At 72.5% G+C, this 12,671-nt stretch carries 10 protein-coding genes and 1 tRNA gene; 9 read left to right on the top strand and 2 right to left on the bottom strand.

The features are described 5' to 3' along the window. The first annotated feature begins 94 nt into the window (after window positions 1-94). Window positions 95-170: transfer RNA gene (locus tag ACYU7H_RS02530), tRNA-Phe, on the top strand. A gap of 75 nt (window positions 171-245) precedes the next feature. On the opposite strand, the gene ACYU7H_RS02535 is transcribed toward ACYU7H_RS02530, so the two are convergent. Further along, window positions 246-464: a hypothetical protein gene (locus tag ACYU7H_RS02535; protein WP_460812232.1), complete on the bottom strand. Its 219-nt coding sequence runs from the start codon at window positions 462-464 to the stop codon at window positions 246-248. A 247-nt stretch (window positions 465-711) separates the two neighbouring features. Here ACYU7H_RS02535 and ACYU7H_RS02540 point away from each other — a divergent pair, with 247 nt between their 5' ends. Both ACYU7H_RS02540 and ACYU7H_RS02545 read left to right on the top strand, forming a co-directional pair. Beyond that, window positions 712-1,512, top strand: coding sequence for a murein L,D-transpeptidase catalytic domain family protein (locus tag ACYU7H_RS02540; protein WP_460812233.1), 801 nt, complete (start codon window positions 712-714; stop codon window positions 1,510-1,512). Between the two features lie 92 nt (window positions 1,513-1,604). After that, complete coding sequence (locus ACYU7H_RS02545; RefSeq protein WP_460813036.1) at window positions 1,605-2,387, top strand: M23 family metallopeptidase; 783 nt, start codon at window positions 1,605-1,607, stop codon at window positions 2,385-2,387. 89 nt (window positions 2,388-2,476) lie between these two features. On the opposite strand, the gene ACYU7H_RS02550 is transcribed toward ACYU7H_RS02545, so the two are convergent. Then, entirely contained in the window at window positions 2,477-5,008 is a 2,532-nt protein-coding gene (locus tag ACYU7H_RS02550; protein WP_460812235.1) for a S8 family serine peptidase, read from the bottom strand. A gap of 413 nt (window positions 5,009-5,421) precedes the next feature. On the opposite strand from ACYU7H_RS02550, the gene ACYU7H_RS02555 reads away from it, so the two are divergent. The 6 genes from ACYU7H_RS02555 to ACYU7H_RS02580 all read left to right on the top strand — a co-directional run bounded on the left by ACYU7H_RS02555 (window position 5,422) and on the right by ACYU7H_RS02580 (window position 12,670). Then, window positions 5,422-6,303, top strand: a complete 882-nt coding sequence (locus ACYU7H_RS02555; protein ID WP_460812236.1) for a DUF6689 family protein — start codon at window positions 5,422-5,424, stop codon at window positions 6,301-6,303. An 85-nt stretch (window positions 6,304-6,388) separates the two neighbouring features. After that, window positions 6,389-7,294 (top strand): FHA domain-containing protein, encoded by a 906-nt coding sequence (locus ACYU7H_RS02560; RefSeq protein WP_460812238.1) that lies wholly within the window; start codon window positions 6,389-6,391, stop codon window positions 7,292-7,294. Further along, window positions 7,294-10,677 (top strand): protein kinase domain-containing protein, encoded by a 3,384-nt coding sequence (locus ACYU7H_RS02565; protein ID WP_460812239.1) that lies wholly within the window; start codon window positions 7,294-7,296, stop codon window positions 10,675-10,677. Before ACYU7H_RS02560 ends, ACYU7H_RS02565 begins: the two co-directional genes overlap by 1 nt. Then, complete coding sequence (locus tag ACYU7H_RS02570) at window positions 10,674-11,411, top strand: sensor histidine kinase (RefSeq protein ID WP_460812241.1); 738 nt, start codon at window positions 10,674-10,676, stop codon at window positions 11,409-11,411. The genes ACYU7H_RS02565 and ACYU7H_RS02570 overlap by 4 nt, the downstream gene beginning before the upstream one ends. A gap of 31 nt (window positions 11,412-11,442) precedes the next feature. Next, window positions 11,443-12,102, top strand: a complete 660-nt coding sequence (locus tag ACYU7H_RS02575) for a response regulator (RefSeq protein ID WP_460812242.1) — start codon at window positions 11,443-11,445, stop codon at window positions 12,100-12,102. A 76-nt stretch (window positions 12,103-12,178) separates the two neighbouring features. Beyond that, entirely contained in the window at window positions 12,179-12,670 is a 492-nt protein-coding gene (locus tag ACYU7H_RS02580; protein WP_460812244.1) for an LEA/WHy family protein, read from the top strand. Window position 12,671: the final 1 nt, after the last annotated feature.

Raw genomic sequence — 12,671 nt, forward strand, 5'->3', positions numbered from 1 at the left:
CGGCGTCGCACGGCGCCGGCTGGCCACATCTGCACGGGAAGCCAGTGTCCAGCTTGCCTGCCCCCGCCCCCGCCCGTATCATGCGCGGCTCGCTGGCCGGGTAGCTCAGTTGGTAGAGCAGGGGATTGAAAATCCCCGTGTCGGGGGTTCGATTCCCTCCCCGGCCACCAGCGATTTCCGCGCCCCGTCCGGCCCCGCCGCACGGGGCGTTTCCGTTTGGGATCCAGCTGTCCCGCATGGACCGGTCAGGTGGTCGCGCCCACCTTGCGGCTGATCTCGCTGCGCATCCGCTGCCGCAGTTCCTCCAGGCGCCACCGGCCCGCCGGCGTCACGGCGAACCCGGATTCCGATGTCGTGAGCCAGTGGTTCTCGAACAGCGCATCGTCGAGCGACGCGCCCCGGAGCGTTTCGCCCTCGAGCACGGCGATGAGCACCTTGAGCTGGTTGATCTCGATCAGCGACACGACCCGGACCTGCGGTTCCGCCTGCGGGAGACATAGGGTCCGTGGCGTGTATGGCAGCGTGAAGGCACCGGCCCATGCGAGACCCGCGGCCGAGGCGAATGCAATCGTGAATGCGCCGCCGGCCCCCGCCTGCGTCGAGTGATCGCTTCACGCGCATGTCGCGGTTCCTGAATCGCTTCCCGTTGGTTCATGCACGTCAAGACGAAGTGACGCTAACCTCGCGTCCATGGGGAATTTCCGTCACGTCTTGATCACGGCCGCGGCGCTCGCGGCGGCCACGTCCTGCGTCTCCGAGCCGAACCCGCGCGCCGAGGCCCCGCCCGCCCTGGCCCCGGTCGTGGTCGAGCCCGCGCCCGCGCCGGCCGTTCCGCCGCCCGAGTCCTACGACACGCGCCTGTTCGCATCGCTCTCGTCGCTCGCGCCCGACCTGGATGGCGAAGTCCTGGAGCTCGCGCTGCGCGCCCGTGAATGCGCACTCGCCAACGGTGACGCGATCGATCCGGGCCGGTTGGCGGTCATCGACTATTCCGTCGCCTCCACCGAGCCGCGCCTGTGGGTGTTCGATACCGCCCAGCCGCGCCTCATGTACCGGGAGCACGTCGCCCACGGCCAGAAGAGCGGCCACAACATGACCACGTCCTTCTCCAACGTCGACGGCAGCCACCAGTCCAGCCTGGGCCTGTTCCGGACCGCGGAAACGTACGTCGGCGGCAATGGCTACTCGATGCGAATGGACGGGCTGGAGTCGGGCTGGAACGACAATGCCCGCGATCGGCTGATCGTGATGCACGGTGCCGCGTACGTGAACCCGGACCAGGCGCGCAGGCAGGGCCGCCTGGGCCGCAGCTACGGCTGCCCGGCCGTCCGCACCGCGGTCGCGCGGGAGATCATCGACGTCCTCAAGGGCGGCCAGCTGCTGTTCTCCTACTACCCGGACGACGCCTGGCTGGCCGGGTCGAAGTTCCTGGCGTGCGACAAGGCCGTGCTCGCGGCCTACCAGGCGCGCAAGCGCGCTGGCGGCGCCGGCCTTCACACGGCGGCCCGCTGACGGCATCGACCATCCGGGACCCTCGGATACAGGGTCCCCGGATGCGAACCAGGCACGATCCCACCCTCTCGAAGCGGGCCGGCGGCGGCGCCCTGCGCGGGCTGCTCCTGCTGCTGGTCGGCGCGCTCGCGGGCGCGAACGCGGTCTATTTCCTCATGGTGCGCGACGCGCCCCGCTGTCCGGCGGCGACCAACCCCCTGCCCCCCATCCGCGAGGCCGGGCCGGCCGATGAGTCGAGCGCGGACCCGACCGTCGCCGCCCCCCCGGGCGCCGTGGCCGCGCGGGCGGACCTGCCTTCGGCCGAAGCCACCCATGCGGGCAATCCGCTGCGGGTCGACATCCGGCCTATCGGCAGGCGGTCGCCCGCAGGGCGCGAGGCCGCACGCCCTGCCGCGGCCGGCACGGGGGCGGCCGCGACCACGCCACCCGCGGCACCCGTCCTCGTGGGCAACCTCGCCATTCCCGTCGCCGGCGTCGCCGCCACCGATCTCGTGGACACCTTCGACGACAGGCGCGGCAGCGAACGCATCCACGAGGCGCTGGACATCATGGCGCCCGCCGGCACGCCCGTGTTCGCCGTCGCCGACGGGCACGTCGAGAAGCTCTTCGACAGCGACAACGGCGGCCTGACGATCTACCAGTTCGAGCCGACCGGCCGCTACGCCTACTACTACGCGCACCTGCAGCGCTACGCGCCCGGCCTGGACGAGGGCGACCGCGTGCGGCGCGGCCAGGTCATCGGCTATGTCGGCAGCACGGGCAACGCAAGCCCCGACGCGCCGCACCTGCATTTCGGCATCTTCAGGCTCGGGCCCGAGAAGCGCTGGTGGGAGGGCACCGCGGTCAATCCCTACCCCCTGTTCACCACCCGCTGAAAAAGAAACGGCCCGGGCATCCTGCCCGGGCCGTTGACCGGTCCGACTCGCCAGGGGCGGCCTGTCGGAACGGCTTACCGCGCCTTGCGTCAGTCCTGGGCGGACTGGTAGTGCGACAGGTACCGGCTGGCGGCCACCGCGAACGCAGCGCGCGAGACCGTGGTGGTCGGGTCGAAGTACGCCTGCAGTGTCGGCTGCAGGTCGAACGGACCCTGCTTCAGGGTGAACCGCGCGTTGATCAGGCCGAGGTCGAGCGCCAGCTGCACGTAGCCGCGCAGCGCGGGCGGGATCGAGGCGGCGTCCTGCAGCGGGATCCGGCGGCCGTCGTAGAACGCCGTCAGGTCGCCGCTGAACGACTGGGCCTCGTCCTGGAGCGCCAGGCTCTGCACCAGCGAGTACGCCAGGCTGACCCGGGTCACGCTGTCGCTCGGGCGGAAGTTGCCGTTGAACAGCCCCATGACGCCGGCCTGGCGCTGGGTGAGGTCACGCAGCGCGGCGCCCTCGGCCACCGCCGATTCCGCGAACACGTAGTTGGCGCTCCCCGTGGACACGTCGCCGAAGGACGGCACGCGGTCGAGCGGCAACTGCTGGCGGATGCTCGCGCCCATCAGCAGGTACTGGGCGAGCTCGATGCGGCGGATCGCCTGGTCCGGCTTGAACCTGCGGTCCGAATAGCCGTCGACGAGGCGGTTCGCGACCGCGAACTCGATCGCCTGGCGCGCCGGATGATTGGCGATGTCGTCCAGGCCCGTGTACCCGCCACTGTTGAGGAAGGACACCTCGCCCTCGACCGTGCCGGGCGCGCCGTAGCCGTTGGTGACGTCCAGCGGATCCATGTCGTTGCCCGACACCGAACCGATGCCGCGCACCGTCACCCGCCACGTGCCGACCTTCGCCGGCGCGCCGACGCTTACCGTGTCGCCGATCACCGGCAGCGAGATGGCCGAGCCGTAACGCACGCCGTCCGGGTCGATCAGGACCAGCGCCAGAGTGTTCTCGCCGATGACGGCCTTGGCGTTGACATAGGCGACTTCGGGACCGACCTCGAAGGTCTTCTCGCCGACCGTGCCGACCGGCGCGAAGTCCACCGAGAACGGCACCGGGTCGCTGCCCGGGGCCAGCAGCGCGTTGCTGTTGAATTCGCGCAGGAAGTTGACCGACCCGCCGAAGTCGTTGCGCATGCCGGCGGCCTCGCCGACCGCGGCGTAGGCGTTCAGGTGGCCGGCCCCGGCCTCCCAGGACAGGCGCCCGGTCATGTTGCCCGCGGTGCGCTCGAGGATGTCCTTGACCTGCGCGGGGTTGAGGTTCGGGTTCGCCTCGAGCATCAGCGCGACCACGCCGGACACGTGCGGCGTCGCCATCGAGGTGCCGCTGGAGACGGTGTAGAACGGCAGGTGCTCGGGCGCGATCATCGATGCGTCGGTATCGGCACCGAGGGCCGGCAGCGTCCCGGTCACCGTGCGCGTGGAGATGATGTCCACGCCGGTCGCGACGATCGTCGGCTCGTTGTAGTAGGTCCAGGACTTGCCGTCGGGCATGGTGAACGTGCCGCTCTCGCCGCGCTTGCCGCGCGAGGAGAAGTCGGTCAGCACGCCGTCCTTCTCGCCGGCGCCCACGGAGATGACCCAGGGGGCCTGCGCGTACGGGTTGTGGGTGTCTTCGCCCGGGCCGTCGTTGCCGGCGGCGAACACGCTCACGATGCCGCGCTTGTACAGCTCGTAGGTGGCGATGTTGACCGGATTGAGGTGGTTGAACTTGCCGCTGCTGCCCCACGAGTTGCTGGTGACGCGGATCGGATGGTCGTAGCTGAACTGGTTGGTCGCTGCGTAGTCGAGGCCGCCGACGGCATCGAGGATGAAGAGCACCGCACCCGAGCCGTAGCCAATCAGGTCCGCGCCCGGCGCCGCGCCGCGGTACAGGCCGTTGGAACGCTCGCCCGTGCCGCCCACGCTGCCCGCGCAGTGCGTGCCATGGCCCGAACCGAGATCCGTGTTGATCTGGTTCTCCAGGTAGGTCATCGGGACGATGCCCGGCTGGAAGTCGCGCGCGATCTCCGCGAGGATGTTCTGCGGCGCCAGCACGTTCTGCACGACGTGCTCGCCGAACTTCAGGTCCTCGTGCGAGGCGTCGATGCCCGAGTCGTTGACCATCACGGTCACGCCGCGGCCGCTGTACGGGATGGCCTGGTTGTAGTCGCCGGGGTTCTCCACGGCGCGCGCGGCGCCGGAGATCTCGCGCTGCTCCTTGTTGAAGTAGCGCAGCGGCGCGTTCCAGTAGATGGACACGACGTCGTCGCGCTGCGCGAGCGCCTGGATCTCCGCGGGCGTCGCGAGCGCGCCGGCGATCGGCAGGGTGCGCATGGTCACGCCCTTCTCGATGCCGAGCGACTTCATCGTCGCGAGCTGGCCGGCGGTGACGGGGCCGGACTGCTCATAGCTGACGACGACATGCAGCTCGTCGGTGGGTGCGGCGGCGGCCATCTTCTGCAGCAGCTGCGGGTCGAGCTGCGCATCGGCCAGGGCCATGCCGCTGGCGAGCATGCCGGCGGCGATCGCGCAGATGCGGACCGTGCGATGGCGCTTTGAACGGAACGTGGACTGGTTGTGGCGATTGGTGGTCATGTCGGCTCTCTCTCCGGGGGTCTGCGCCGGCGGGGGCCGGTGCTGTCTTCCAGTGACGCGCAACGGCCGCCCCGATCCCATCCGGGAGACCCCCCAACCGTCATGGGCGAAATCACCCATCCGGCGCCGGCCGCGGGCCGATCGGCAGCGCGTTCACGCCACGCGGACCGCCGTGAACCCCCACCAACGCCATCGCACGCCTGGGTGGAATCCCCTATTCACAAGGCCCGCGCCCACGGTCTATCGTCGGAACGCGGTCACGGATTCACGCACGCGCCACGCGGACTCCGTAGGATCGCCTGGTCGCCGGCGCCGCGGTCGCGCCGACGCCGCATGGGAAGGCGCCGAGGATCCGCGCCGATCGGCCGCCACCACTGCAACGCCATGGACTCGGCCTCCAACCGGAGACTGCGATGCCCTCGCCCGGCCACGCCCCGACGACCGCACGGTCCAATCCGTTCCGCCTGCTTGCCGCCTCCCTCCTCGTGTCCGCCGCCCTCCTGCTGGCGAACCGCGCCGCGTTCGCGCAGGCCGTCCCGGTGGACGTGGACATCTCCGGCGACACCGCGACGATCGAGATCGGCGGAATGCCCGGCCACCCCCTGGCCGACATGACCCTGACCTTCGACGACGCCGACGGCCTGAGCGCCTCGAGCCTCGGCGTGTCGGCCAAGCTGGTGAGCCTGGACGATCCGGCGCTGCTCGCGCGCCTGCCCAACCTGCAACTGACGCGACTCGACAGCGCGCTGCCGCTGCTGGTGACGGTCGAGCCGCCGGCCGCCGGCGGCCTGGCCTTCGATCGCACGGTCAGGGTGGAGATCCACACCCACGCGCTGGCCTACGAGGCGGGCAGCAGCTACCGGCTGTTCAAGGCGCCGTTGAACGGCGCCTTCCGTGACATCACCGACGAAGTCGCGCCGGGCAGCGTGCGCGCGCGTGGCACGACCGGTGGCTTCTCGCAGTTCCTCGTGCTCGCGGACCTTCGCGAGACCGGTGCCGTGATCGACGCCAAGCTCGCCTGGTTGCGTGGCCGCGTCGCGATGCTGCCGGCCACCGAGCAGGGCGCGTTCGATGCGCTCGTCGACGATGCGGAGGCCGCCGTCGACGCGGGCGACCATGCGGCGGCGATCGCCGCGCTCGACAGCCTCCGGGCCCGTGCGGCGGCCCGCGCGGGAACGCACCTGCCGCAGACCTGGCGCGCGACGCGCACGTCCGAGAACCACGCGGGCGAACTGATCGCCGGTGCGGCGACCCTCGCCTACAGCGTCGCCTACCTGCGCGACTACGGCGAGTAGCCTTCGCCGGTCCGGGCCCCGGCCGATGGCCGGGGCACCCGAAAGCCGCTGACCGGCTGAACGCGCATCCGGCTAAGATGGCGGGATGCAGGCGCGACTGATCGCCTACCCCCCAGATGCCGCCGCCGTCGTCCGGCATGTCGCGGCCGGCGGGTCTTTGCGCATCGGCCGCGGGTCCGACTGCGAGCTCAGGCTGGACCACCCCTCCGTGTCCCGGCGCCACGCGGAACTGCACTCCGATGGCGACAGCTGGCACGTGCGCGACCTCGGAAGCAAGAACGGCAGCTTCGCGGACGGTGCCCGCATTTCCGAAGCGACCCTCGCTCGGGAGACGTGGCTGCGCTTCGGCGACGTCTACTGCGAATTCACGCCGCTGACGGAGGCACAGGTGGACGCCGACGCACGCGACCGCGCCGAGCGACGCGCGGCCATCACCGCCCGCACCGCCAGGATCGAACGCATGGCCGGCCTGCGGGACCTGCTCGACGACAGCCTGCGTTCCGTGGTCGAACTCGCACAGTGCGAGCGTGGCTTCGTCCTGCTCGACGAGGGCGATGGACTGACGGTGCGGGCGAGCCTTGCGCTCGATCCCTCGCAACTGTCCGCCCGCACGTTCTCCGGCAGCGTGGGTGCGGTCCGCCGCGCGCTGCGCGACCGCCAGCCCGTCGTCGTCAACGACATCGGCAGCGATGCATGGCTCGGCCAGCGGGCCTCGGTCGTCGCCGCGGGACTGAGTGCCATCGCCTGCCTGCCGCTGGTCCAGGACGGTGCGTCGTTCGGCGCGATCTACGTGGACCGGGTCCGCCCCGGCCCGGCGATCACCGACCTCGACCTCGAGCTGCTGCAGGCGTTCGTCGAGGGCGCCGCGGTGTGGATCGCCGCGCAGCGGGCGGCGGACCTGCTCGACCATGCGCACGCCGCCGCGCGCCCCGACGCGACGCGATGGGACGGCATCGAGGCCGCGCATCCCGAAACCGCCGGGCACGCCTGATGCCAGGCGCCGGCCCGTCGCATCCGGGAGGGGCGGAAGACCGGCCCACCGCCACCGGGATCCACGTGCACGCCGACCTCGCGCCCGGGAGCGTGGTCGCGGGCCGCTTCCGGGTGGACGGGCTGCTCGGCGTCGGCGGGATGGGCGTGGTCTACCGGGCGACCGACCTCACCCTGGACATCCCCGTCGCGCTCAAGCTGCTGCGGCCCGAACTGGCCGCGCGCCAGGACGCCTTCGAACGGTTCCGGCAGGAGCTCCTGCTGGCGCGCCAGGTGTCCAGTCCCCACGTCGTGCGGATCCACGACCTCGTCCGCCACGAGGGCCTGTGGCTGATCGGGATGGACTTCGTCGACGGCGAATCACTCGACCGGCGGATCGAGCGCGAAGGCGCGCTCCCCCTCGAGGACGCCCTGCACATCGCCCGCCAGCTCGCGGAAGGGCTGGCCGCCGCCCACGCGAAGGGCGTGGTGCATCGCGACCTCAAGCCCGCGAACGTGCTGCTCGATGCGGACGGCAACGCCTTCATCAGCGACTTCGGAGTGGCGCGGTCGCTGGCGACGAGCGGGATGACCCGCTCCGGGGCGGTCGTGGGCACGCCCGATTACCTGTCGCCGGAACAGGCGCGCGGTGGCCCGGTCGATGCGCGCAGCGACCTGTACGCACTCGGCCTGATCCTCTACGAGATGCTGTCGGGCCGGCAGCCGTTCCCGGGCGGCACGGTCAGCGAGACGCTCGCGCAGCGGATGATGGGCACGCCACGCCCGATCAACGAACTGCGCGCCGACGCTCCCGCATGGGTGGTGCGGCTGCTCGACCGGCTGCTCCGTCCCAACCCCGCGCACCGGTTCGACGACGCACGGGCCGTCGCGAACGCGATCCAAGAGCGCGCGGTCCCCGCCGAGCCCCTGCCCCGACGCCTGCGGAGCGCACTGTCCGGCGGGCGGGGCGCCGCCGTCGCCGCCGGCCTCGCGGCCGTCCTCGCGCTCGGCGGTGCATGGTGGCTCCAGCGTTCCGGGGAAGGCGCGTCGCCGTTCGCCTCGCCGCCGCTCGAGCGCCTGCTCGTGCTGCCCCCCGCCTCCCACACCCCGGGCATCGCACCCGCCGCACGCGTCGCGTTGGGCGCGCGCATGCACGCGGCGATCGACCTCGCGCCGGGCCTGGCCACGGTGGACCGCGCCCGGATGATGCAGTCCGTCGACCTCCTCGATCCCACGGGCTCGGCACGCTACGACGTGGACGGCTTGCGCGACATCGCCGCGGCGCGTCGCGTGCTGGAGCCACGACTGATCCGCGTCGGCAACCGGTGGCGCGTCGAATCGACGTTGCACGTGCAGGACGCGCCCGGGCAAACGATCGAGGGCCCGCCAGCGGCCACGCCGATGGCGGCCATGCAGGCCTGGCTGGCGACCCCCGCGCTCGCCGATGCGCTCGGCGTGTCGCCCGGCGGACTGCCCGCCACCTGGCCGGCGGGCGCGACCGACGAAGACACCGAGCAGGCACTCGGCACCGGCCTGCAGGCGTTCGCGGACAACGACCTCGCCACGGCGATCGACCGGCTGCGCTTCGCGGCGGACCGCGCGCCCGGGGATCCGATCGTCCAGCTCGCGCTCGTGGAGGCCGCGCAGGCGATCGGCGAACTGGATGTCGCCTTCGATGCGCTGGAACGGGCGGACGCCGCGCTCGCCCCCGATGCGCCCGCCCGGCTGCAGCGCCGCATCGACGCCGAACTCGCGTTGCTGGAAGGCGAGCCCACGCGCGCCACCGCCGACTGGCGCGCACAGCTGGAAGCGACGCCGGACGACACCTTCGCCGAATTGAATCTCGCCCGGGCACTCGGGGCCGGCGGTGACTTCGGCGCCGCGGTCGACCAGCTCCAGGCCCTGACCGCGCGCGACGCGAACGACCCGCGCGCCTGGTACGAACTCGGCAAGTTCTCGATCCTCTCCGGCGATGCACGCCGCGCCGTCGACGACCACCTCGTTCGCGCGCTCGTGCTGTTCAAGCGCAGCGGCAACCGGTATGGCGAGGCGGAGACGCTCAATGCCCTGGGCATCGGCTACGGCCGGCTCGGCCAGACAGCGGACGCCGCCGAGCAGTACAGGGAGGCCGCGGACCTGCGCCGCGCCGTCGGCAACCGCGCCGGCGTCGCCACCAGCCTGCGCAACCTCGCGAACGTCCAGGCGCTCACCGGAGACTTCGCGGACGCGACGACGAACCTCGCCGAGGCCCGGCAGATCCACGACGCGCTCGGCGACCGCAACGGCCTGGCCGCGGTGGACAACGAACTGGGCCTGCTCGCCGAGGAGCAGGGCGACCATCGCGCCGCGCTCGAGGCCTTCCGGCGCGCGCTCGCGGGCTGGCGCGGGCTGGACGATCCGCACGGGGTGGCGCAGGCCCTCAACAACATCGGCTTCGCCCACTACCAGCTGGGCGCCTACGACGACGCGCAGGTCTACTGGCAGCAGGCGGGCGAAGCCTATGAATCCCTGGGCAGCGCGACGGGACGCATCCGCACGCGCCAGAACCTGGGCCTGCTCGCGATCGCGCGCGGTCGCTGGGACCAGGCGAAGTCCGAGCTGGAAGCCTCGCTGGCCGACGCGCTCGCGCAGCAGATGGTCGAGGAAGCGGCCGTCAGCCACCGCAACCTTGCCGAACTCGCGCTGTGGGAAGGCCGGATCGGCGATGCGATCGACCAGGCGCAGCGCGCCGAGGCGCTGTTCCTGCAGCGCGAGGACCGTCGCGGGCAGGCCGACGCGGCGCTGTTGCGCGTCCAGGCCTTCGTGGCCGTCCTTGCGCACGACCGCGCACGGGAGCTGCTGGCCGCCCTCGAACCGCTGCTCGCAGAGAGTTCCGCGGAGCAGCGCGCCATCGCGGACCTGCAACGTGCGCGGATCGCCCGGTCCGAGGGCAGGATCGACGAGGCGGCGGCTCGCCTGCGCGCAGCCGACGCGCTGGCCGGGACGTCCGGCGTGCGGGCGCTGCAACTGCAGATCGCGCTGGAACGCGCGCAACTGGAGAACCGCGCGCCCGCCGCCCCCACCGTCGAGGGGATCGGCGCGCTGGGCCACGTCGGCCTGGTGCTCGCGCTGCACGAGTGGACGATGCGGCTCGCGCTCGACACGGGGCGCGCCGACCGGGCGCTTTCGGACTGGCCGGACGTCGCCGGCCTCCTGCGCGGCCGGCCCTACCTCCATGCGCATCGGCTGCACGCGATGCACGCCGAGGCGCTGTCCGCCTCGGGCGATGCCGACGCCGCCACGCGGGCGCGCGCGCAGGCCGACGACACCCTCGCCGCCTTGGCGGCCACCCTGCCGGAGGCCCTGCGCGCCGGTTTCGATGCCGCGCACCGGCCGATCCTCGCCGAGGCGGAGCCGTCGCCATGAGCTCGCAGGGCGCGATCACCGATGCCAAGGCGCTCGATGCCCTGCGCACCCAGTACCGTGCGCTGCTGCAGCGGCTGGAGGCCAACGAGCGCGAATTCCGCCGCCTCGGGCGCGCGGTCTGGCGCGTGCAGGAGGACGAGCGCCAGCGCCTTGCGCGCGAACTGCACGACGGCATCGGCCAGAACCTCACCGCGCTCAAGCACCGGCTCGCACAGCTCGGCGCCGGCATGTCGCCCGAGCAGCGCGCAAGGCTCGAGACCGCGATCGAACTGTGCGCGTCGACGCTGGAGGACACGCGGGAGCTGTCGCGCCTGCTGCGCCCCCCGATCCTCGACGACCTCGGCCTGGAGGCGGCGCTGCGCTGGCTGGCCCGCAGCCAGGCCGATGCCGCCGGCGTCGAGGTGCAGGTGGAGGTCGAACCCCTCCCGGACCTGGACGACGAGCTGCAGACCCTGCTCTTCCGCGTCGCCCAGGAGGCGGTGAACAACGCGGTGAAGCACGCGAAGGCGAACACCATCCTGCTGCGGCTCGTCGCGCGCGACGGCAGCCTGCGACTGCAGGTCGCCGACGACGGCCGCGGCTGCGACCCGGCCGTCGCGTTCCGCAGCGGCGGAAGCGGCCTGGGCGGCATGCGCGACCGGTTGCGCCTGCACGAGGGCCGGCTCGAACTGCATGCCTCGCCGGGCGAAGGCACGCGCGTGCGGGCGGTGGTGCCCATTCCCCCGCCCGCTTGACGCCATCGCGGGCCGCGCGCACCGTTCAGGCATGGGCGCGCCCGCCATCCATCCCATCAGGGTCCTGCTCGCGGACGACCACACGCTCGTCCGCGAGAGCCTCGCGGGCGTGCTGGAAGCCGAAGGCGACGTTCAGGTCGTGGCGCAGGCGGCGGACGGCATCGCGGCGCTCGAGAAGGCGGTCGAGGTCTGTCCGGACGTGGTCGTCGCCGACCTGTCGATGCCGCGCCTCAACGGGATCGAAGTGGTCCGCCGGCTCCGCGAGGCCGTCCCGTCCGCGCGCGTACTGGTGCTGACGATGCACCAGGAGGACGAATACGTGCTGCAGGCGGTCCGGGCCGGCGCCTCGGGCTACCTGGTCAAGGACAGCGCGTCCGCCGAACTGCTGGCCGCGGTGCGCAGCCTGCATGCCGGCCGCGCGCACTTCGGCGCGCGCGCCGCGCAGGCACTCGCCGAGCAGATGCAGCACCCGGAGCGCACCGTCGACGACCCGTATGGGCGGCTCACCGCGCGCGAGCGGGAGGTGTTCCACCTCATCGCCGAGGGGCTGACCACCAAGGAGATCGCACGCCGGCTCGACATCAGCGTCAAGACCGCGGAGAACCACCGCGCGCGGGTGCTGGGCAAGGCGGGGGTCCGCAACACCGCCGAACTCGTGCGCTACGCACTGCGCCGCGGGCTGCTCGACTGACGCCCCGGCGGCGGCGGGCGTGGCGGCGCACCGCGCTACCATCGGATCGGATTCCATTCCTGCCGCGAGCCATGCCATGACCCGCCCCGCCCGTCCCGCACTGCGTCCCGCGATCGCCTGCCTCGCCGTCGTCGTCCTGCTCGCCGCCTGCACCGGCGGCAAGGTCCGGCGTGTGTCGGAACCGGCCGCGGGCATCCAGCAACTGGCGGTGGCCGCCGACGGCAGCTGGACCGTCGAGCTGCGGATCGACAACTACAGCAGCATCCCGATGCGGTTCGAGCGCGTCGATTTCGCCGTCACCGTGGGCGGCACGGCGGCCGGCCGGCTCGCCGGCACGCCCGCGCTGCCCGTCGGACCGGAGTCGGCCGACGTGGCAACCCTGCGCATGACGCCGACCCCCGAGGCGCGCCTGCGGATGGCCGACGCCCTGGCCAGCGGGCGCGGCATCGACTACACCCTCGACGGACGCGTCGACGCGACGCCCGAAGGCGCCGGCAGCCGCAGCTTCGACCTCGACCGGAGGAGCGCGCTGAGTCCGGTGCCCGGCCTGCCCGGCGTGCTGCGCTGAG

Source organism: Luteimonas pelagia (assembly GCF_054776035.1).

Bases quoted from the DNA above. Each gene is read 5' to 3' on its own strand.
- ACYU7H_RS02565 (WP_460812239.1), top strand. From the start codon at position 7,294: ATGCCAGGCGCCGGCCCGTCGCATCCGGGAGGGGCGGAAGACCGGCCC.
- ACYU7H_RS02555 (WP_460812236.1), top strand. From the start codon at position 5,422: ATGCCCTCGCCCGGCCACGCCCCGACGACCGCACGGTCCAATCCGTTC.
- ACYU7H_RS02550 (WP_460812235.1), bottom strand. From the start codon at position 5,008: ATGACCACCAATCGCCACAACCAGTCCACGTTCCGTTCAAAGCGCCAT.
- ACYU7H_RS02570 (WP_460812241.1), top strand. From the start codon at position 10,674: ATGAGCTCGCAGGGCGCGATCACCGATGCCAAGGCGCTCGATGCCCTG.
- ACYU7H_RS02575 (WP_460812242.1), top strand. From the start codon at position 11,443: ATGGGCGCGCCCGCCATCCATCCCATCAGGGTCCTGCTCGCGGACGAC.
- ACYU7H_RS02560 (WP_460812238.1), top strand. From the start codon at position 6,389: ATGCAGGCGCGACTGATCGCCTACCCCCCAGATGCCGCCGCCGTCGTC.
- ACYU7H_RS02580 (WP_460812244.1), top strand. From the start codon at position 12,179: ATGACCCGCCCCGCCCGTCCCGCACTGCGTCCCGCGATCGCCTGCCTC.